17 protein-coding genes are annotated in these 19,789 nt (G+C 71.0%); 6 read left to right on the forward strand and 11 right to left on the reverse strand.

Going from position 1 to position 19,789, the window contains the following annotated elements:
• Positions 1–92: 92 nt before the first annotated feature.
• The gene (locus ACIBQZ_RS19435) at positions 93–452 is read right to left on the reverse strand and encodes a hypothetical protein (RefSeq protein WP_396090105.1); all 360 of its coding nucleotides are present in this window, start codon (positions 450–452) and stop codon (positions 93–95) included.
• 308 nt (positions 453–760) lie between these two features.
• A complete protein-coding gene (locus ACIBQZ_RS19440) occupies positions 761–1,258 on the reverse strand; it encodes a DUF4265 domain-containing protein (protein ID WP_396090106.1) in 498 nt (165 codons plus the stop codon).
• A gap of 861 nt (positions 1,259–2,119) precedes the next feature.
• Here ACIBQZ_RS19440 and ACIBQZ_RS19445 point away from each other — a divergent pair.
• Positions 2,120–3,559 (forward strand): alpha/beta hydrolase family protein, encoded by a 1,440-nt coding sequence (locus ACIBQZ_RS19445; protein WP_396090331.1) that lies wholly within the window; start codon positions 2,120–2,122, stop codon positions 3,557–3,559.
• 164 nt (positions 3,560–3,723) lie between these two features.
• Here the strand turns inward: ACIBQZ_RS19445 and ACIBQZ_RS19450 are convergent, their stop codons facing one another.
• The gene (locus tag ACIBQZ_RS19450; protein WP_396090107.1) at positions 3,724–4,011 is read right to left on the reverse strand and encodes a hypothetical protein; all 288 of its coding nucleotides are present in this window, start codon (positions 4,009–4,011) and stop codon (positions 3,724–3,726) included.
• 38 nt (positions 4,012–4,049) lie between these two features.
• On the reverse strand, positions 4,050–4,682 hold the full coding sequence (locus ACIBQZ_RS19455) for a hypothetical protein (protein WP_396090108.1): 633 nt from the start codon (positions 4,680–4,682) through the stop codon (positions 4,050–4,052).
• Between the two features lie 500 nt (positions 4,683–5,182).
• On the opposite strand from ACIBQZ_RS19455, the gene ACIBQZ_RS19460 reads away from it, so the two are divergent.
• Positions 5,183–5,578, forward strand: a complete 396-nt coding sequence (locus ACIBQZ_RS19460) for a hypothetical protein (RefSeq protein WP_396090109.1) — start codon at positions 5,183–5,185, stop codon at positions 5,576–5,578.
• Here ACIBQZ_RS19460 and ACIBQZ_RS19465 read toward each other — a convergent pair.
• The gene (locus tag ACIBQZ_RS19465; RefSeq protein WP_396090110.1) at positions 5,575–6,072 is read right to left on the reverse strand and encodes an NUDIX domain-containing protein; all 498 of its coding nucleotides are present in this window, start codon (positions 6,070–6,072) and stop codon (positions 5,575–5,577) included. The two genes, ACIBQZ_RS19460 and ACIBQZ_RS19465, sit on opposite strands and share 4 nt — an antisense overlap.
• A gap of 343 nt (positions 6,073–6,415) precedes the next feature.
• Between ACIBQZ_RS19465 and ACIBQZ_RS19470 the strand changes: the two genes are divergently transcribed.
• The 4 genes from ACIBQZ_RS19470 to ACIBQZ_RS19485 all read left to right on the forward strand — a co-directional run bounded on the left by ACIBQZ_RS19470 (position 6,416) and on the right by ACIBQZ_RS19485 (position 10,628).
• Positions 6,416–7,912, forward strand: coding sequence for a protein kinase (locus tag ACIBQZ_RS19470; protein WP_396090111.1), 1,497 nt, complete (start codon positions 6,416–6,418; stop codon positions 7,910–7,912).
• 82 nt (positions 7,913–7,994) lie between these two features.
• Positions 7,995–9,179 (forward strand): YcaO-like family protein, encoded by a 1,185-nt coding sequence (locus ACIBQZ_RS19475; protein WP_396090112.1) that lies wholly within the window; start codon positions 7,995–7,997, stop codon positions 9,177–9,179.
• An 18-nt stretch (positions 9,180–9,197) separates the two neighbouring features.
• Positions 9,198–9,377: a hypothetical protein gene (locus tag ACIBQZ_RS19480; protein ID WP_396090113.1), complete on the forward strand. Its 180-nt coding sequence runs from the start codon at positions 9,198–9,200 to the stop codon at positions 9,375–9,377.
• Between the two features lie 6 nt (positions 9,378–9,383).
• A complete protein-coding gene (locus tag ACIBQZ_RS19485; protein ID WP_396090114.1) occupies positions 9,384–10,628 on the forward strand; it encodes an MFS transporter in 1,245 nt (414 codons plus the stop codon).
• 25 nt (positions 10,629–10,653) lie between these two features.
• Here ACIBQZ_RS19485 and ACIBQZ_RS19490 read toward each other — a convergent pair whose 3' ends face one another.
• From ACIBQZ_RS19490 to ACIBQZ_RS19515, 6 genes are all read right to left on the reverse strand, one after another.
• Complete coding sequence (locus ACIBQZ_RS19490; protein WP_396090115.1) at positions 10,654–11,760, reverse strand: serine hydrolase domain-containing protein; 1,107 nt, start codon at positions 11,758–11,760, stop codon at positions 10,654–10,656.
• A gap of 82 nt (positions 11,761–11,842) precedes the next feature.
• The gene (locus ACIBQZ_RS19495; protein WP_396090116.1) at positions 11,843–14,692 is read right to left on the reverse strand and encodes a TIR domain-containing protein; all 2,850 of its coding nucleotides are present in this window, start codon (positions 14,690–14,692) and stop codon (positions 11,843–11,845) included.
• An 11-nt stretch (positions 14,693–14,703) separates the two neighbouring features.
• On the reverse strand, positions 14,704–16,380 hold the full coding sequence (locus tag ACIBQZ_RS19500; RefSeq protein ID WP_396090117.1) for a hypothetical protein: 1,677 nt from the start codon (positions 16,378–16,380) through the stop codon (positions 14,704–14,706).
• Positions 16,381–16,434: 54 nt separating this feature from the next.
• Positions 16,435–17,805, reverse strand: a complete 1,371-nt coding sequence (locus ACIBQZ_RS19505) for a hypothetical protein (protein ID WP_396090118.1) — start codon at positions 17,803–17,805, stop codon at positions 16,435–16,437.
• Positions 17,805–19,460, reverse strand: coding sequence for a TraM recognition domain-containing protein (locus ACIBQZ_RS19510; RefSeq protein ID WP_396090119.1), 1,656 nt, complete (start codon positions 19,458–19,460; stop codon positions 17,805–17,807). The genes ACIBQZ_RS19505 and ACIBQZ_RS19510 overlap by 1 nt, the downstream gene beginning before the upstream one ends.
• Positions 19,438–19,746 (reverse strand): hypothetical protein, encoded by a 309-nt coding sequence (locus ACIBQZ_RS19515; protein WP_396090120.1) that lies wholly within the window; start codon positions 19,744–19,746, stop codon positions 19,438–19,440. Before ACIBQZ_RS19515 ends, ACIBQZ_RS19510 begins: the two co-directional genes overlap by 23 nt.
• Between the last annotated feature and the right edge of the window lie 43 nt (positions 19,747–19,789).

Genomic DNA, 19,789 nt, shown 5'->3' on the forward strand with positions numbered 1-19,789 from the left:
AACACCAGACACCACGCGAAGCACGTGTCTGCTACCGTCCACCCATCGCCCTCGCGGCATGAAACTCCGGTGTCCGGTCCCGGGGTGGAACTTCAGACTATGCCGGCCAGTCTCTGCTGGATGCCGCGCAGCACCGTGATGGTGTCACGGTCGGTGAAGCCGGTGTCGGAGGTCCAGTCACGCGACCAGCCCAGTGTTTCGCTCGCGAATGCCAACTCGGTGGCGAGCAGAAGACGGCGGCAATCACGGCGCGACATGGGACGCGACGCATCGAGGAGGCCGGCGAGCCGTGGCACATCCGAGCGCAGTTCGCGGCGATCACCGTAGCCGAGAAGGTCGACGACGGCCTGCCTGTCGCCTTCCGGGCGCTCCCACTCCGTGATGCCGAGCCGAAGCAGTTCTCGCTCGACCGGCGTGAGGTTGCTCAGATCGACCCGCGCTTCCATGTCCACTGGCTGATCATGCAGCAGTCGCTACTCTGCCGCGTCCTCATTTGCCGCAGATAGTGCTCCGGAGGGCTCGACGCAGGAATCATCGGCGTACTGCCAGCGGTGGATGCGGGAACCTGGCCCGACTCGAACGGTGCCGCCATCCTTGGGTTCAGTGACGCACGCTTACCCGGCATCGCGCGCGTTGGGCAGGTCTGTCGGGTGAACGTACAGCCATCGACGACGTCTTGCGACTGGGTATTCGGTGCGCGTCATGTCGCCGCCGCTTCTGGTGCAAGATCACGTGCACATCGACTATTGATGGATGACACCTATCCGGTGAGTGCCGTCCTCCAGGCATCGGTGACGCACAGCTCGTCGTAGTCCCACCAGCCTTCGTGTTGGCCCTCGTCCAGGAGATGGCGTACGCGGCGGAGATCGGCCTCGGGCGGAACGTCGATCACGGCCACTCCAAACATGCCCAAGCCCGTAACGGCCAGCGGGATGAACTTGTCCACCATGGCCTCCGTGCCGGTGTCGATGGGACCGAGCGGGCTGTCGTCCGCAAGCATCAACTTGATCGCGCAGTAACCAGATGCCTGAATCTTGTCCTGCACCCAGAGCTTGTTCTCGTCCCCGGCCTGGACCCGGAAGATGTCGCCTTTGGTGGCGTTCAGCGGAAACCAGGGTGCACGCGGCAGTCGAACCCGGTCGGGGGAGAGCGCCTCGGCGCCCATGCCGAAGGCAGAGGCGTTGCAGCCGCGTAGCGCGAACCACACCTGCACCCATCCCGTTGGGGGCTCAACTGCGGCGTCATTCGTCGATGCCATGGCCGAAGTCTGCCGCACACAGACAGCTTGAGCTACCGGCGCCAACCCACCCTGGAGTCGCTCTCCGTAGCGAAGCCTTCAAGGTTGTCTGGCCTTGATACGGCATGATGGCGGTCAGGGCTCGGCGGTGAGCCGAAGATCCGCAACCGCCTACCCAGGAGGGGCAAGGGTGACTCAACCCTCGCGGCTACAGCGAGGCCACTGCCCCGTCTGTAAACGTTTCGTGGCCCTCACCGCCGACGGGAAGGTCCCGCGGCACAACAGCACCATCCGTGCCTACGCCCCACCCGAGGATTGCCCGGGCGGGAGACAACGAGCGGAAGCCACGGGTCATGAGTGACGCCGAGACCGTGCCAGCTGTGGTAGTCGCCTCGCATCCGGATCTGCCGCGGTCCGGCACCGATGAACGGCGGGGTCGTCACTGTCCGTCCGAGTGCCAGACGCGTTCGAACTCGGTTTCCGTAATCTCAAAGCCACTCCGCTCATCGCCGGAGTCGACCAGACCGAGTGGCTCCAGTCGTCGAACTCATCGCCTCGGGTCTTGTCCCGACGACGGCGATAGAAGCGATTCGGCACGGCGGAAGAACACCGTCGCCCGGCGTCCTCATCTGCTGCGTCAAGTGCGCGTGGCGGGCTGGCGAAGGGCGTTGTTGAACTCGTGTTGGCCGTCCGGATAGCCGGCGGGCGTGTGCCAGCGTCACCTGTTCGCCTCTTGAGGCCTGGAGTCCTCCGCGGGCGCGCGCGTGGGCGGCGGGGGAGCTGCGGGCCCGCTCCCCACTGTGCTGAAGTCCTCGCACGAGGTGGCACGACCAGCTCAGGGTGCTCTCAGCGTCGGCGTCGCAGGATCTTGCGGTGACTGACATGATTCCGGGCCTTCACCTGTCCGTGCGGGAGCTTCTTGTCGTGCTGGGCTCGGTCGTCCTGGTCCTGGGCCGGTGGCTACCGTCCGCCGTCCGTCGTCGCATCGCCGTCGGTGCGGTCAGTGTGGTGGCTGTCGGCGTTGCCTTGACGGCGGTCGGGGTGCGTTGGCAGTTGCTGCTGGTGCTGGCTGCCGACCTGCTCGTCGGCGTGGGAGCCGGGATGGCATGGTTGCTGCGCCGGCGCGGCGATCGAGACGGGTGGTGGGCTCGCTGGTGGCTGGCGCTGCCCGGCTCATTGACGTGTCTGGCTCTGGTCGTCGCCGGTGGGATCGCGGCCTGGGCGCTGCCCACGCCGGTATTCCCGCGCCCGTCCGGGGCGTCTGCGGTCGGTACCACGGTCGTGCAGTGGACCGACCCCGGCCGTGCGGAGACGGCCACGCCGGACCCCGGGGACCCGCGTACCGTCGTCGTGCAACTCTGGTACCCCGCGCGGTCGGTTGCCCGCGGTGTGGCCCGGGCGCAATACCTCGGCCGTACCCGACGAGAGGCAGACACCGTCGCCGCCGCGGCGGCCGACTACCTGGGAGCACCGTCCTTTCTGCTGGACGGGCCGCCGCGCGCTACCAGTCACGCGGCGTTTGATGCGGCGCCGGCGGCCGGCCGCTTTCCGGTTGTGCTGTTCTCGCCCGGGCTCGGCGGTGTGCGCACGCAGAACACCGCGTGGGCTGAGGACCTGGCCAGCCGCGGTTACCTCGTCGCCGGTGTCGACCACCCCTACGACTCGGCTGCGGTTGTGCTCGCCGACGGCCGTACCGTGCGGACCCGGATCGCCGCGAGCGGCGACCCGGACGAGGACGACAGGCGGAGAGCGGGCTGGATCGCCGTGCGGGCCGCGGATCTCAGCTTCGTCCTCACCCAGCTCGGTCGTCTCGACCGCGGTGAGCTCACCGGTCCTTTCACCGGACGGCTCGACACCGTACGGGCGGCGGCGACCGGCCACTCCCTCGGCGGGGCTGCCGCCATGCGCGCCGCCCAGCAGGACTCACGGTTCACCGCGGTCATCAACCTTGACGGCGGTCCCGATTCAGGCCAGGGCCCGCTGCGCCAGCCGGTGCTCGCTCTCACCCACACGATCCAGGATCAGGCCGACACCGACTACATCGCTGTCCTGTCGAAGGTGCTGGAGCGCGGCACCGCGACCAGCTACCGGCTCACCGTGCCCGGTAGCGCACACCTCACCTTCACCGACGCCTCGCTCTATCTGCCACCCGTACCCGCCGTGGCGGGCTCCCTCGGCCGGACCGAAAGCGTACGGATGACCACCGTGACCTGTGCCGCGTTCCTCGACGTCACGTTGCGCGGCCGATCCGTCGACCTGCCCACGACGCTGTCGCGCCACGGCGACCTGCGGGTACACCCGGCCGCGACGGGCCAAAGGTAACCACCAAGGGAAGCGCGGGCATCCTCGACGGTCTGCCGGGCCAGGTGGCGGGTGACACCGCGGCGGCGCCGAGTTCCGGACCGTGATCCCGGCCGGTGGCGACGGTGGCGAACCCGACGACCCCGCCTCCGCCCGGTGGGTCAGCGAGCGCGACCAGAGTGCGGTCAGTACAGGCTGCCTGCCGACGGCACCCACCGGTCGCCAAGGGCCACGTTGAGCACCATGACGAGGGCGCTGATGGGGAAGGAGGCAAGGACGCCGATCAGCAGACCGAGAAATCCGCGGTCCCGCTTTTCCTCGCCGCCGGCCGTTCGGGCGAGCTGGGCGGAGCGTGACCACGGACGGTCGCGCAGCAACCAGAACACCAGACCCAAGCCGTACGGGGCGGTGTATGTCAGCCAGAACCAGAACCACCGAGTGCCGAGCACCGGACCCGGGCCGGCGGCGATCACCCCGAGCGCGAGTAGCGCGAGGGCCGAATCACTACCGGTCAGCCGAAGACCGGCGCCCGGCCGGCGTCGATCCGCTGCCGCCAGGTGGAAAGGCTCAGCGCCCGGTCCGGGCCGAGGCCGCGGATCCGCAGTGGCGTGCCGTCGCGCCGGATGACGTAGGCGGTGCGGCGGACGGAGAGATAGTTGACCTGGGCGCCGACAAAATCCGCGGCGGTCCGGATCCCGCACTGCTCCAGATGAGTCAACGACACCGGCTCGATCGAGGACGGCCGACTGATCGCGATCACCGCACGGGACAGGCGACCGCCGCGATCGTAGGTGAGCAAGCGTTCCTGATCGATCCGCGGAGGCAACGTGAACACCTGCCGGGCAGCTCCGAAGAAGTCGAGCAGGGCGGCTCGGGACCGGACCACATCCCGGCCGTCGCACCAGGCGATGCCGAGCTGGGACACATCAATGTCGGTGGCCAGTACGGCCGCGGCTGTGGCGGCGTCACCGGGCCACGCGTCGGCGTCGTGCGGGGAGATCTTCACCCAGTCACCGAACCCGTACAACGAGAACCCCAAGGCGACACACACGTCCACATCCGGCGCACCGACCACAACAACCTCGTCGAACTCACCCCGGCGGATCCGGGCCAGCACCACGCAGCGCGCGCCCGAGCTGGACAACGCGACCATCGTGCCGTGACGGCCACGCCGGCTGGCAACGATATCGACGACCGCTCGCTCAGCGTCCGCCGCACTCGCAGTGCAGCCCGACTGCACCTCCACCGAATCGGAACCCATACTGCCGTCAATCGGCCGAGTCGCACCCGGCCTGAGGAATCAGCGCTGCGCGGGGACCTTGGGGGGACGATCTCGTCTGGCCGGGTCCAGAACCTGAGCCGAGTGCAGATCGCCATTCACGGCGAGCGTTGATTCCGAGCGGGACAGGCGACCGCCGATTTCGAGAGCTCTGCGCAGCGTGCTTTCGGGGAAAGGGCGACCACAGCGCTCCCACTCCGCGGGCAACGCACGCACCCCCGACCACGGCCTCGGACGAGCTGAGGTCAAGTCGGCGGTGTGACGACCGCAGCTGACGCCCTGTCAGCTGCGACTGCCTTGGTTTCGGCTCGCTTGCCAGTGGCATGGGGCATCGCCATCCTTCAGTGGTGGAGTGGACGGAAGACATGTCGGTGCGCCTGGCCCGGGGAACTACGGCCTTGGACCTGGTCCGGTACCTGCGGGCGGCGGACGAACAAGGGGCGCGCCGGCGTGACGTACTGGCGGTTCTGACCGAACGGTACGCGTTGCCGTTCGATGACGCCCGGCTGGCGATGGACCGGGTCAGCGGCGGCGTTGTCAGGGCCACTACCGGCAATCCGGCGAATGCGCCGGACCAGGGCACGGATCTGCTGGCGTGGATCTCGTACCGGCTTGAGCTCGGGTTGTCCGTTGAGGTGGAGGCGGTGGTCGAGCCGTCTCCCGAGCAGCGACCGGACCGAGCGGGTGCTCGCCCGCGCCTCGACGGACTGAACTCGACCGGCACCGGCCGGGCAGCGGGCGGCCGGCCGGCCGGCCGCTAAGGGCTGATCCCCTGCACGGGGCGGCCGTCCTCGAGGTAGCGCACCCGTTTTGCCTTCCAGGCGGCGCGGACCCGACGTCGGACCGGTCCGCTCAGCAGCGGCAGCGCCGTGTCGATCGGCAGGATCCGGCTCTCGGCGATCTCGATCGGCTGGATGATCACCGTGTCCAGGACGGCGTCGTCGAAGACGCCGCAGTCGAAAAGGAAGCGCATACCACCCGGACGGCCAGGCCGTGGGCGCAGGAAGTCCACGCACACCAGCCGCCCCGTGGTGACGTCGAGGCCGCACTCCTCCCTGGCTTCGCGGCGACACGCCTCCCAGGGTGACTCGCCGATCTCGACAATCCCACCCGGGATGGTCCAACCGCCCTTGTACGTCGGCTTCAGGATGAGCAAGCGGCCCTTGCGGGCACGTACCAGAGCTCCGGCTGAGGCCGGGATGGTCGGGAGTACGAACGCCGGCTCGGGTAGCTCACCGGCGTCGACGTCGCTCATGGAGATCATGCTAGATCCGGCGCGACCGATCGGCCATCCGCCGGGCTTGAGCATCATCCCTCGCGGTTGCCCCGTATTCGCGTCGCACTGAGGCCTCACCTCGCACAAACGCGCACGTCAGGCCGCCGACCATGGGCTGCGAGCCCCGCACCGGTGCGTCGGTTCGGTCCGGCTGCGAAGAGCGGCCGCGTCGGAAACCCCAACAAAACACCCCGCCCGGCGGTAGGTGAGGGCTTCTCGTCCTGGTGGCCGGCCGCGGAGTCGGGACTCCCGTCGGCGCAGCGTTCGCGGTCGCTTGGGTGGCGTTCGTTATATTTCCGGCGTGACAGGTGGAGATGCTCGGGTGATCGCCGGTCGGTATCGGCTGGGGAAGGTCCTGGGCCGGGGCGGGATGGGCGCCGTCTGGCAGGGCACCGACACGCTGCTCGACCGGGATGTGGCGGTCAAGGAGATCTACCTGCCGGGTGCCGACCACGGGCCTGTCGATCCTGATGATCCGCGGATCCGGCGGGCGATCCGCGAGGCCCAGGCGGCGGCTCGGCTGCGCCACGCCAACATCGTCACCGTCCACGACGTCGCTCTCGACGCCGGGCGGCCGTGGATCGTCATGGAGCTGGTCGACGGGCCTTCCCTGGCGGATGTCATCGCGAAGGCCGGGGCGCTGCCGTCGGCCCGGACCGCCGAGATAGGGCTGCAGGTCCTCGACGCGCTGAGTGCCGCCCACCGCCGGGGCACTGTGCACCGCGACGTCAAACCGGCGAACATTCTGATCGACACCGACCGCGCCATGCTGACCGACTTCGGCATCGCGGCGATGGAGGACGCTTCCGCGCTCACCATGACCGGGCAGATCCTCGGCTCTCCGGCCTACCTGGCGCCGGAGCGGATCAACGGCGACACCGCTGCCCCGGCCGCCGACATGTGGGCGCTCGGCGTCACCCTCTACACCGCGGTGACCGGACGGTCACCGTTCCACCGTGAGGACACGCAGGCGACCATCGCGGCGATCCTCACCAGGCCGCCGCCGGTGCCGGTGGGCGTCGGGAACCTCTGGCCGGTGCTCGCGGGGCTGCTGGAGAAGGACCCGGCCCGCCGGCTGACCGCCGACCGGGCCCGTCCGCTGCTGGCCGTCGAGGCCCGGAACGACGCCACCGTGCAGTGGACGCCGCCGGCGGCGCGGACGACGGTCCAGCCTCCGGCCCGGCAGCCGGTCCACCAGCCGACACCCAGCCCGGCTCCGTTCCACCCGCCGATGCAGCGGGGCATGCTGCCCGCCGGCTTTCCCGTCCAGCTCGTCGCGCTGACGGTGGGAGACCGGACCGGCTACACGCTGCGGGCGTACGTGCCGAAGGACAACGGGTGGACCAAGCCGGTGTTCGCCGGCGCCGCCGGGCGGCTCCGGCTGATGCCCCGCCCGGAACAGGCGGCCGGGTTCGCGCTCTCGACCTCGGAGCACGACCTGCACGGCATACCGCACTGGGATCGGCTGCGTGAGTCGATGTCGCGGGCCTACCTGTCGTTGCTGGACGAGAACCGGTACGACCTGGGTCTCCCCGCGGCCAACCTGGAGATGGACCCGGCCCGATGGCTGCCGGACCTGATCGTGAAGACCGGCCTGATCGCGCGCGAGCTGACGCTGGCCCTGGACATCAAGGCGGCCTACCCGCTCCTGGGCACCGGCGCCCCGCTCGACCGGTTCGACAGCGAGCTGCGCCAGGTCGCCGGACGGCCGCGCCGCCACCACATCAAACATTGGCAGCAACTCGACAGCGCCCTGCTGGCCGGCTGGTGGCAGACCGTCACCGACCTGATCGATGCGCGACTGGACTGGCGAGGCTGACGGTCCACCGGATGCCCGGCCGGGGATCTTGACACAGTGGACGGTTGCTGGGACATTCCACCCCGGATGGGGGGAGTCCCGCATGCTGTTCCGTTCCGAGCCCGCCGAGCAGGCCGTCGCCACGGTCCTCGCGGAGATCGACCGCCTCGGCCTGCGGGTGGACGCCGAGCTGGTCGGGCCGACGATGCGGGTGCGGCTGCTGCGGGACGGGACCCCGGTCGCCCTCGGCTACGGCAAGGGCCGGGGCGCGCAGGGCACCGTGAGCGCGTACGCGGAAGCCCTCGAGCGCTACCTCATGTCCACACGCGACAACCGCCGATTCAGCGCGCCCAACACCGTACTGGTAGCCGCCTCGACCGTCGCCGCCCAGCCGGCGCTCGCCGCGGACCTGGTCGTTCAGCGCTGGGCGGCGGAATTTCCGGCCGCTCCGGCGGCCTGCGCCGAATACCGCGGCCCGGCCGGCACCGTCCGTTACCCGACCTTCCTCGCCGATCCCCGCTACTACCGCGCGCCCGTGCCCGGCGACACGGTCGAGCCCTACCGCAGCCTGCTGCGCTATTCCTCCAGCCTGGGCACCGCCGCCGGGCTGACCGTGACCGAGGCCGTCTACCACGGCCTGTGTGAGCTGATCGAGCACGATGCCCTCTCGCAGGCGCTGCTGCGCTGGTTCGTCGCGGGCCGGCCGGAGGTCGACGTCGTGGAGCCGGCGGCGCTGCCGCGCCCGCTGCGCACCCTGCACGACGAGGCCACCGCGGCGGCCGGCGGGAGTGTGCACCTGCTCGACCTGACCACCGACCTCGGCGTCCCCGCCTACCTCGCGGTCAGCGGCTCCGATCTGCTGGGCGCCGGCGCCTCGACCTGGGGTTCGTACGCGGCCGAGCGGGCACTGAGCGAGCTGATCCAGACCGCCACCCTGGCCGGCGAGACCACCGGCACCCCGCCCGCCGACCGCCTCGCCGCCTGGCCCGCGCTGCAACGTTGCGTACAAATGCCGGTCGACGAGCTGGGCCCGGTGCGCAGCGTGGCCCTGCGCGGCGACACCGGCGACGGCACGGCGGCGGACGGGCTGGCCCGGGCCGGCCGGATGCTTGCCGAGCGCGGCGTGGACTACCACGTGTGCGAGCTGGCCCCGGCGGACTCACTGATCGCAGTCGCGACCACCATCGCCCCCGGGCTGGAGCGTTTCAGCCTGGTGCGGCACGGCGTACCGGTCATCCCGACCGGGCGCGGGCACCACCTGTGGCCGGCACTCCAGCCGGCCGCCTGACCTGAGGGAGAGCCCACGATGCCCCTGACCACCGACGACGAACCCCGCGACCCGCGGATCTGCTTCCACCCGGGCGACGCCTGGCTGGTCGACGACGAGCCCCGCGACCCGCGCATCTGTTTCCACCCCGGCGACGCCTGGCGCGGCTCGCTCACCGAGACCGACGAGCGGGCTCTGGCCGTACTCGCCAAGATCTGAATCTCCTTGCGCGAGGTCACCGAGGCAGCCGGCGCCGAGAGGCGCCGGCTGTTCGACCGCGATTTCTCCCTCTGGTACGCGGCCAGAGCCGTCTCCGTCTTCGGCACCGCCGCGAGCGCCGTGGCGCTGCCCCTGCTGGCCTACCGCACCAGCGGATCGGCCGCCCTGACCGCCGCGGTCGTCGGCCTGGAGGCGCTGCCCTACCTGCTGTTCGGCCTGCTCACCGGCGCGGCGGCCGATCGGCTGCGGCGCCGGTCCATGATGGTCACCGCCGACCTGTGCTGCGCCGCCGCGCTCATCGCTGTTCCCGCCGCCGCGGCTCTCGGGGTGCTGAGCACGTGGCACGTGCTCGCGGTCGCCTTCGCCGTCGGGTGTGGATTCTGCTGGTTCGACGCCGCGGCCTGGGGATCGTTCGTGGCCCTGGTGGGCAAGGCGCGGCTGACCCGGGCCAACAGCCTGATCTGGTCCACCGAGATCGTCGTGGAGATCGTCGCCCCGGCCGCCGCCGGCCTGCTGGTCACGATCGCGAACCCGAGCGCGGTGCTGGCCGCCGACGCCGGGACCTACCTCGTCTCCGCCGCCCTGCTCACCCTGATCGGAACCCCGCTGGACGCGAGCGAGGCCGGTCCCCGGCGCAGGCTGCGCACCGAGATCGGCGAGGGCCTGCGCTGGCTGTGGCAGATGCCCGTCGTACGGGCGCTCACGCTGGCGGGTTTCGCCCTCAACGCCGCGGCCGGCGGGGTGATCGGCCTGCTGGTCGTGCACGCGCACACGGCTCTGGGGCTGGGCACCACCGACGGGCGCCTCGGCCTGCTCTACGCGGCCGGTGCCGTCGGGTCGCTGGCCGGCGCGGTGGCCCTGCCCTGGCTGTCCCGCCGATTCGGCCAGGGCGCGGTGTCGATCGCCGGCTTCGCCGTGTTCGTCGTGTCCATTGTGGCGCTGGCCGGAGCGTCGGGCTTCGTGCCGGCGCTGGCGCTGTGGGCGGTGTGGGCGACCGCCCGGCTGGCCGTGAACGCCAACAGCGTCACCGTGCGGCAACTGCTCACGCCGGACGACCTCCAGGGCCGGGTCAACACCACCGGGCGGATGATCTCCTGGGGCGGCACGCCGTTCGGCGCGCTGATCGGCGGCCTCACCGCGCAGACGTACGGGGTCCGCGTCGCGTACCTGCTGCTCGCTGTGCCGGCGGCGCTGGCACTCGGCTGGCTGCTGGCGTCGCCGGTCCGTGGGCTGCGGCTGCCTACCGAATAGCACCGGGGCCGTCGCAAGTGCCGGGTCAGGCCGCCGACGCCGCCCAGAACGCCATCGCCAGGCCGAGCGCACGGAAATCGCCCGTCGTGGTGCCGGACATCTTGTTCATCGCATAGGCGATGGTGGTGCGCGCGTCCATGTCGATGATGGCCAGCGAGCCGCCGTAGCCGCCCCAGTAGAGCGTGTCCGGGTGCGGCATGAGCCCGGTATCAAGGGCGAATCCCAGCCCGAACCGCATCGGCACGCCGAGGATCAGGTCAACGCCGTCCACCTGAGGCTGCAATGCCCGCCGGCACCCCGCCTCGGACATGAACCGCCGCCCCTTCGCGATGCCGCCGTTCGCCAGAATCGCGTGGATCTCGGCCATCGCGCGGGCGTTGCCGATACCACCGACCGCCGGGATCTCCGCGCCCCGCCACGCGCGCGTCCGGGTGATCGGGACCTCGAGCTCCGGGTTGCGGGCCACGTTCACCCGCAGCTCACTGTCGTCCGGGGCGCCCATCGGCGGCGGGCCCGGGGGCGGGATCAGGTCGGCGACGCGCGCGTCATCGGACGCCGTCAGTCCGATGTGGAAGTCCGCGCCCAGCGGCGCTGCGATCTCCTCCCGGAACACCGTCCCCAGCGTCCGCCCGGTGATCCGCCGTACCACCTCACCCACCAGGTACCCCTGGGTCATCGCGTGATAGCCCGACGCCGTGCCGGGCTTCCAGTACGGCTGCTGCGCGGCCAGCAGCGCGGTCACCTTCTCCCAGTCGTACAGGTCATCCCTCGTGATCGGCTCGCGCCAGCCGCACAGGCCCGCCGAGTGGCTCATCAGCTGGGCGACCGTGACGTCTTCTTTGCCCCCGGCCGCGAACTCCGGCCAGTAACGAGCCACCGGCGCCTCGAACGTCAGCTCCCCGCGGTCGGCGACGAGGAGCGCCGTCAGCGCGGTCATGGTCTTGGTGGTGGAGTAGACGCCGACGATGGTGTCCTCGCGCCAGGGCCGCGTGCGGGCCTCGTCGGCGAACCCGCCCCACAGGTCCACGACGGTCTCGCCCCGCACCGTGGCACAGAAGGACGCTCCGACATCCGCGCCGCCGGCCAGGTTGTCCCCGAACATCCGCCGAACTTCCAGGAACCGGTCACTCATCGACCGACCATAACCCCACGCCCCACGTCCAGCCGGGCCTGGTCCGCCAGGTGCGGCGAGGCGCCGGCGGCGCTGCGCTCGGTCAGCAGACGTCACGTCGCCGCAGGTCGGGCAGGTACTGCTCCCAGTCCCCTCGGCTGATGCTCGGCCCGGCGAGTGCACACGCGACGGCGACCGGGGATCGCAGATCGGCGACCTGGGCCGGCATGTCCCAGAGCGCCACCGTACGGTCGGAGCTGCCGGTTGCGAGCGTGCGTCCATCGTGGCTCATCGCCACGTTGTAGACACTGCCGCTGTGCCCGTTCGCCTGGCCGGCTCGGATCGGCGCTGCCGGGTTGGTGACGTCCCACACGACGGCGACTGCGTCGGAGCTCCCGGTGACAACTGTGCGGCCGTCCGGAACGAAGACCACGTTGTAGCCGCCGTTGGTGCCCGGCACGGAGCCGACACGAACGGGCCGATCCGCTCGTGTGACATCCCACAGCGACAGCACGGACCCGGCATCAACGCCGGCCAGGATGCGACCGTCCGGTCTGAACGCGACGCCCCGCCCCACGCCGTGGATCGTGGAGAGGCGAACGGGACGGTACGGGTCGGCGGTGCGCCACAGCTCTGTGTCGGCCGGACCGGTGATGGCCAGGGTCCGCCCGTCGGGGCTGAAGGCGGCCCAGTTGCCGACGGTGTCGGCGATCGGGCCGACGGCGCCGATTCTGACCGGACGGTCGCGTCGCGAGACGTCCCAGAGGTCGGCCCCGCTCAGGGCGGAGTGCCGGACGAGCGTGCGACCGTCCGGGGCGAAATCGGCTCGACCCGGAACGGTGCCCACGTCGGCCAGCCTCGTCGGATGCGACGGGTTGGTGATGTCCCAAAGCGTGGGTGCCTGGTCCGCGACGCCACGGACCATCGTCGTGCCGTCGGGGCTGAGGTCGACCTGGAAAGTGAAGTCCCCGGCCGAGCCGATGGCGGCCAGGTGGACGGGATCCGCCCGGTCGGAGATCTCCCAGATGTCGGTGACGTCGTCGTCGCCGGCCGTGACCAGGGTCTGATCATCCCGGCTGAACCGAAGAATGTCGGGTTCAGCGTCGTACCAGCCCAGGCGCGCGAGCTGGATCGCGTTCTCCTGATCGACCGTGGACCACACCAGCGCCACGCCGTCGGGGCCGCCGGTGACCAAGCGCTGCCCACCCATCGCGTACGTCACCGCGTACACCTCGTGTGCGTGCCCGTGCAGCCGGAACGACTGCACCGGATGCTCGGGATCCTTGAAGCTCCATACCCCGGTGCCGTCGCCCTCGGCGGTGGCGACCGTGCTTGCATCCGGGCTGAAGGCGATGTCGAATACGGTCGTGCCGGTTGCGCCGGCCAGTGATCCCGCCGCGACCGGCCGAGCGCGGTTGCTGATGCGCCAGACCTGGGCGGGACCGTCACGAGGAGCGAGCGCCAGGAAGCGGCCGTCCGCGTTCACGGCCACCGCATCGCCGGGCTCGCCGATCTCCGCGAGGCGTGACGGCCGGCGAGGGTTGGTGACGTCCCACAGGGTTGTCGGGTTCGGCCGGGCGGCCACGGCGAGCGTTCGGCCGTCATCGCTGATGTCCGCGTCGCGCACCGCAGCGCCGGCCGGCACGGACGCCAGCCTCACCGGACGGCTTCGATCACTGACGTCCCAGAGTGCGCCGGCCGCGAACAGGACATCGACGGTCGGGCTGAACCTGACAGCCGCCGATCCGGCGAGCTGTGCCAGCCTGCGTGGCCGAGCCTGATCGGTGACATCCCACAGCACGGTGGCCATCGGGCCGGCGGCCGCCAGGAGGTGCCCGCCGCGATCGAAGTCGATCGCCTCGACCGGACCGGCCGAGCCGGTCAGCGTGGACAGCCGGGTGCGGCGCAGCCGATCGGAGATGTCCCACAACACGACGGCGCCGTCGCTGCTCGCCGTCGCGACGGTCCGCCCGGCCGGGTGCGCGTCCACGTCGTTGATCTGATCCTGGCTGCCCGGCAACGAGCCCGCGAAGTGGCTCCGACCGAGCGTTGCCGCGATGCTGGCCTGCGCCTCCGCGACCGGGGCGATCTTCAGTGCCTCCACGGCCAGCAGCAGAGACAGGTCCGGGCGCCGTTCGCGGAGGGCATCGGCCTGCGCCGCGACGCGCCGCGCGTTCGCCAGGTCGCGTTGCCGGACAGCGTCATTGCGTTGGCCGACAGCGACGATCCCCGCCGTGACGGCGACGGTCAGCAGGACGGTCAGCGCGGCGACGGCCGACTGGACCGTGCGCCGGGTGCGGCGAAGCTGACGGACGTGCTCGCCGACCAGGCTGTCCTTGTCCCGGCCGTGGATCGGGGCGGCGAATTCGGCCACGAGATCACCGAGATGCACCGGTCGGCCGCCGGCGGTGCCGAGGTCTGTGTTCGCCGATGGGCTCGGCACGAGGCGTCGCAGATCCACCCACAGTGGTTCGTCGGCGAACGATCCGGCGAGTTCCTGGGGCAGCGCGTCCGTCCGGTCCCAGTCGACGTCGTCGTCGGCCCACGCGACCTCTCCCCCCGTGACAGCGATGAGGATCCGCTCGACGGACCTGTTCGCCAGCCACCACGCGACCTCCCGGCGCACCCACGGGGATCGCGCGGCGTCGGATGATGCCATGAGAATCAACCATTGCGACGCCGCCAACGCCTGTTCGATCACGGACCACAGGTGCGGCGAGGCCGCGAGGTCGGTCTCATCCCGGAAGATCCGTAGTCGCCGCGACCGGTACCAGGGCTTGGCGAAACGCTCGAGTTCTCGCTGCAGGGCCACAGCCACGGCCCGGCTCTGGGCATGGCTGTACGAGATAAAGGCGTCATACCTTTTGAGGGTGGTCGGCGGCACGTCGTCCACCGGTGCTGCTCGCGGGCCGGGCTCGGCCTGCGCACCGCCTGATCTCGTCGCGGTGGACATGGTCGCCGCCGCTACTTGATGTTCTTGATGATGGACATGATCGATTCGTGCTCCATGTTCATCATGTTGCTGATCAGTGCCGAGCGTTCCATCTGGTTGTGCATGCGCACCTGCAGCGCGAGGCGCGCATCTTGGTGCTCGGCCTCGGCCTCCTGTGCCTGCTGGCGGCTGGTGATGCGGTCCAGCAACTGTTCGCTGGTCGGTGCCGGGCCGGCGTCGTCGCGGGCCCAGGCCGGCAGCTGCGGGTAGGCCGCGACCGGCGGGCCATAGGCCTGCGGGCCGGGGCCGTATGCCCGCGGGCCGGGGCCGTATGCCGGTCCGTACCACGATCCGGTACCCGCTGCGGTGGCCTGCCCCGCCGCATTGACCACGTCACCGGCCACGCCGTGGACGATGCCGAGTTGGACGCGTAGCTGCTCCTGGTAGGCGTAGCGCTGGTCCGGCCGCAGGGTCTGCCACTGGTAGCGGAGCTGGGCCCAGCCGACAGGCATCTCGGTCAACCACTGGCGCACCTGCGGCGGCAGGCCGGGCCAGGCCGCGGCCATGGTGGCGATCCAGCTTCCCCGCACCTGGTCGGTGGGCGGCGCCGGGTCGGCGCCCGACACGATCGACTCCATGAACGTCAGCACGTCCACGAACGCGTCGGCGATCTCCTGGGTCAGCGGCGGGCTTCCCGGCGCCAGCGGTGCGTTCACCCGGTCGTACTCGTCCACGATGCGGCGTGCGAGCCAGTTGGGGCTGGTCCGCAGCGCCGCAACCAGCCCCGGCTGCGCCTGCTCCCGGGTAAGGTCCGCCAGCCCCTCGGGCATGCCCGCGCACTGCTGGTAGAGGGGCAGGCAGACGGTCAGGACGAACTGCCGGGTTCGGTCCTCGGCGCTCCACAGCCGCACGACCTCGGCGCGGGCCCGATCGCGTACGTCCGGCGGGAGCTGGATCTCCAGCAGCCACACCATCATGTCGAGGATGTCGTCCGCCGCTTCTGCGGGCAGGCACGCCTCGCCGCGGTCGGCGGCGGGGGCGTGGGTGGATGCTTCGCGTGTCTGCTCGCCGGTCCAGTCCGGACACCGGCCGTACGGGTTGCGCAGCGCGCACGCCACGTACTCGTCGCCGGTGAAGTCGTGTGCGCACCAGTCCAGGTAACGTGGCTCGCTGAGCAGGACGCCTTTGGCGGCGTACGCTCCACTGAGCTCGAGCGCCTGCAGTGCCGCGGCGCCCTCCCGGTGTCTGGTCAGCAGGGACTCGTCCGAGGAGGACGTCTTGGTCTGTGCCATCGTGTCACCGGCCAGCATGTCCGCGTACAGCTGCTCCCGCTGCCGATCCCGTTCGAAGCCGCGCCCGGCGCGACGGTACGCACAGTCGGCGCATCGAGCGCCGGCCGCCGCGGCCGGTTGGTGCGTCGCACACTGCCCGCCGCGGTTACGGATCTCCGGTATGAGCCAGCGGCCCTCGGCCTCCCGCAGGGCGCAGTACGCCGACATCAACGGACGGGCGGGCCAGGACTCGTCACCGGTGGTGGCATGGGACCGCTTCACGGTCGCTTCGGCCTCCAGCCACTTCTGCTCGTCCTCGACGATCTTGGCTAGTGCGTTCGCCACCGGCCCGTCGGCGACGTCGAGCGCCGCGGCAAGCAGCTGGCTCGGCGGCCGGACGCGCCGGTAGTAGTGGCATGTCTCGCAGATCGCGGTCATGACGTCCCCCTGGCCTTGGTCCCGGCGCGAACGGCGGTGCGGGACCGCGGGCGATTACGGTTGGCTCGATTGGTTCCGCTGCCGCTCGCGGGCGGCCTCCTGGCGGGCGGCTTCCTCCTTGATCGCGTGCTCGGCGGAGGCGGTGAGGCGAGGGTCGGACCCGCTGGTGACGTACTCGTTCCAGGAGCGCGATTCCTGCTCCATCGCCACGTCGGCCGGGTCCGTCCCGTACCGGGAGCCGACGAAGTCGCGGGCGCGCTGCTCGTGCCGCTGCATCTCGTCCTGCGAACGCAACGCACCGGCGCCGGTGGTCTTCCAGTCGAAGTTCTTCGCCTCGCCCGGGCGGTGGAACAGCAGATCGAGCCTGCTGTCCACGTTCCCGGGCTGGTCCGGCAACCGCAGTTCGGCATCCATCCGCCAGCCCGGCGGGACGTCCTTCGACCGTTCCCGCGCGGCCAGCTCGGCAGCCCGGTGGAAGGCCGTGCCCGCCGCCCGATCGTCGCCCGCCTGGCGGGCGGCCGCGAACCTTTCCCGCAGTCGTTCCCGCACGGCTTGCGGCGAACGCGGGTCCCCGGCGGTGAGGATCTCCGCCGCCCGGCTGCCGATCCGATCCACCAGGGCGCGGATCGGGTCCTGCCGCGGGTCCCGGGCGAGCGTCTCCCGCGCCACCCGCGCGCTCTCCTCGGCGGACAGCGGACCGGGGCGCTGATCCATCGTCTCCCACATGCCGCGATCCGCGTCCACGCGGGCGCCACGGCTGCGCCCGGCCGGCATCCGGTCCCCGCCAGGGCCGGACGGGGGCGCCGCTCCCGCACCGGCGGTCAACTCCGCACGGATCCGATCGGCAAGGTCCCGGACCAGCGTTTCGATCTTCTTCTCCTGCTCGGCCCGCTTTGCCGCCAGTTCGTCGGCCCGATGTCCGACCGCGCCGTCCGGCCCCGGGGACGCCGCGGCCTGCTGGCGTACCCCGCGTCGCTGGTCGGCGAGCATCCCGTCCTGCCGGGCGCCGATCTGGCGAAGCTCGTCGAGACTCCGCTCCCGCAGCCGATCCAGGGCCCGGCTTTGCCCGCTCTGTCGCTGCGCCAACTGCCCGCGGGCGGCGGGATCGTCCTGGCAGGCCGTGGTCTGACCCTGATGGCGCGCGTCCAGATCGTCTGCCGCCCCGCGCAACAGCTCCAGGATGGATTGCCGACCGCGGCGGAAACCGTCGAGCTGCCGTCGCTGGTCTTCCCGGAGCCGCTCCACCTGGTCACGCGACACCCCCGGCGTGCGCGCCATCTTGTCCATCGCGTCATCCAGGCGGCGCATCTCGTTCTGGGCATTCGTGTTGACGCCACGCATCTGGCTGTCCACCGCGGCGCGAACGCCTGCCGCAGTGGCCGCCGTCGAGTGACCCGCCCGCCGCTGGTGCTCCACCGTAGACATCAGCACTGCACCTCCCCGGTGCGATCTCCCGCCGGGCCCACCTCGAAGGCGGTCGCCCCCGGCCGGGTCTTGTTGCCGTCCAGCGAACCGACCGCCACGCCGAATCCGCGCGGCAGCACCTGGGTCAGCACCGTCGTCGGCAGTTCCTTGTGCTCCTGGAGGCTGCGCTGGCTGCTGTAGCCTCCGCCGCCGGCCTGGTACGAGGCACCGAGCGAGGTCGGCAGCCAGTCGTTCTCGCCGACCAGCCTGGTGGCCTCCTCCGCGGTGTCCCGGTCGGACAGCCGCAGGAAGAACGTGGCGCCGAAGTTGCTGAAGACGCCCTTCCACACGTCCTTCAACGCCCCGCTCTGCAGCATGTTGACCGACTGCGTGGCGATCAGCGCCAGGCACCCGTTCTGCCGGCACAGCGACAGGAAGTACCCGTCGCCCATCGGCTGACCCGGCACCTCGGACGCGATCCCGCTGTATTCGTCGCAGGCCAGGAACACCGGCCGGGTGAAGTTCCGCAGCGTGCCGGCGCGGACCCGCCCCAGCCGGCTGATGACGGCCTGCTGGAAGAGCACCTTGGTGAGCGTGCATATCGTCTTCGCCATGGCGGGGTCGTCCGGCGAGACGCTGACGAGAACGAGCTTGCCGTCGTCGATGATCCGGTCGTGGAACCGGGCCGTGTGCGGCGCGGGCCCCAGCCCGGACTCCTCGGTGAAGCGCCGCCATCGCGCCAACCGGAAGTCCCCGTACGCGCCGCTGATCAACGCGTTCACGGTCTCCACGTTCTCGGCATCCTGCCGGTAGAAGCCCTCGATCTCGTCGACCGCCACCTGCAGGTCCGAGCGCTGCTCCGATGGCAGGTCAGGGTTCTCCGCAACGTCCAGGGCGACCCTGCGGGCGAGCGCCTGGATCGGGCGTTCCGGCTGCCCGTCGGCGCCGGGCCGGACGGTGAGGACGTGTTCCACCAGCGTCCGGAGGTTGACCGGTTCCTCGCCGTAGGCGGCGAGGAGTTGGAGCGCCGGACTGAACAGGTTCTTCCAGGCGCCGAACCAGAACTGCTCCGACGCGGCCGCGCCGGCGCTCTGCCCGGCGAGCACCAGCAGCCGGCCCAGCGCCCGGGGGTCGCCGCCGTAGTCGATGAGGTTGACCGACTCCTGCCGGCGGGCCAGTTCCTCGGCGCTGATCACCACCAGGTCGGCTGAGCGGCCGGCGTTCTCGGCCATCGCCCGCACGTCCTCCACCAGCGCGGCCTTCGGGTCCAGGATGAGGCCGCCGAACCGGCGCTCCGGATCGTCGCGGTGCAGGGCCAGCACCTGCCGCAGCAACTTGAGCAGCAGCGTGGTCTTGCCGCTTCCCGGCGCACCGAAGAGACCGTAGGCGGCGGTGAGGCCGGCGTCGCGGAGGTACAGCTCGCCGGGCGCGGACCGCAGTGTCCACTCCAGCTTCTCCATCGGTACGCCGGACGCAGACGGCCCCACCGGAATGTCGAACGGGTTCAGCAGTCCCGACTCGGGCAGGCCGACGGTGAACGGGCCGCCCACCGGCACGGCCCGGCGGGTCTGCTGCTGAACCAGATCGCGCAGGTGCCCGACGTGGACCAGTCCCTCCACGATCACCTTGGCGTCACCCCGCAGGACCGAGGCGTCAGCCTTCCCGCTTGTCGACATACTCCTCGCACCCCCCTGTCGGGTTCTGCCAGGCGCACAGGATGTACAGCGGTGACAGCGCGCCGGTGACCGGGTTGAGCGTGGCTGCGCCCTCGGCCAGGAGACGGTCACGAGCCTCCTCGTCTCCGGCCTGGGCAAGCGCCACTTCCTGTTCACGGGAAGCGGCCGCGCACCATGCGTAGCTGTGTGGCTCGTACAGGAAAGGCTGGCGCGACAGGAAAGCCTGGTACTCCTGCTGCGCGCGCTGCCGCTCCTCCTGTTCCCAGGTGTTCAGCTCCTTGAGCACGCCGGCCGCGATGATCTGATCCCCGGCGAACGGCCGTACCGGT

Source organism: Actinoplanes sp. NPDC049599 (assembly GCF_044465625.1).
In the GTDB taxonomy this organism is placed as follows: Bacteria; Actinomycetota; Actinomycetes; order Mycobacteriales; family Micromonosporaceae; genus Actinoplanes.

What these genes read in the sequence shown, in the direction of transcription:
- ACIBQZ_RS19505 (WP_396090118.1), bottom strand. Translation starts at nt 17,805, where the DNA reads ATGTCTACGGTGGAGCACCAGCGGCGGGCGGGTCACTCGACGGCGGCC.
- ACIBQZ_RS19510 (WP_396090119.1), bottom strand. Translation starts at nt 19,460, where the DNA reads ATGTCGACAAGCGGGAAGGCTGACGCCTCGGTCCTGCGGGGTGACGCC.
- ACIBQZ_RS19475 (WP_396090112.1), top strand. Translation starts at nt 7,995, where the DNA reads ATGCTGTTCCGTTCCGAGCCCGCCGAGCAGGCCGTCGCCACGGTCCTC.
- ACIBQZ_RS19500 (WP_396090117.1), bottom strand. Translation starts at nt 16,380, where the DNA reads ATGACCGCGATCTGCGAGACATGCCACTACTACCGGCGCGTCCGGCCG.
- ACIBQZ_RS19490 (WP_396090115.1), bottom strand. Translation starts at nt 11,760, where the DNA reads ATGAGTGACCGGTTCCTGGAAGTTCGGCGGATGTTCGGGGACAACCTG.
- ACIBQZ_RS19495 (WP_396090116.1), bottom strand. Translation starts at nt 14,692, where the DNA reads ATGTCCACCGCGACGAGATCAGGCGGTGCGCAGGCCGAGCCCGGCCCG.
- ACIBQZ_RS19445 (WP_396090331.1), top strand. Translation starts at nt 2,120, where the DNA reads ATGATTCCGGGCCTTCACCTGTCCGTGCGGGAGCTTCTTGTCGTGCTG.
- ACIBQZ_RS19480 (WP_396090113.1), top strand. Translation starts at nt 9,198, where the DNA reads ATGCCCCTGACCACCGACGACGAACCCCGCGACCCGCGGATCTGCTTC.
- ACIBQZ_RS19440 (WP_396090106.1), bottom strand. Translation starts at nt 1,258, where the DNA reads ATGGCATCGACGAATGACGCCGCAGTTGAGCCCCCAACGGGATGGGTG.
- ACIBQZ_RS19460 (WP_396090109.1), top strand. Translation starts at nt 5,183, where the DNA reads ATGTCGGTGCGCCTGGCCCGGGGAACTACGGCCTTGGACCTGGTCCGG.
- ACIBQZ_RS19465 (WP_396090110.1), bottom strand. Translation starts at nt 6,072, where the DNA reads ATGAGCGACGTCGACGCCGGTGAGCTACCCGAGCCGGCGTTCGTACTC.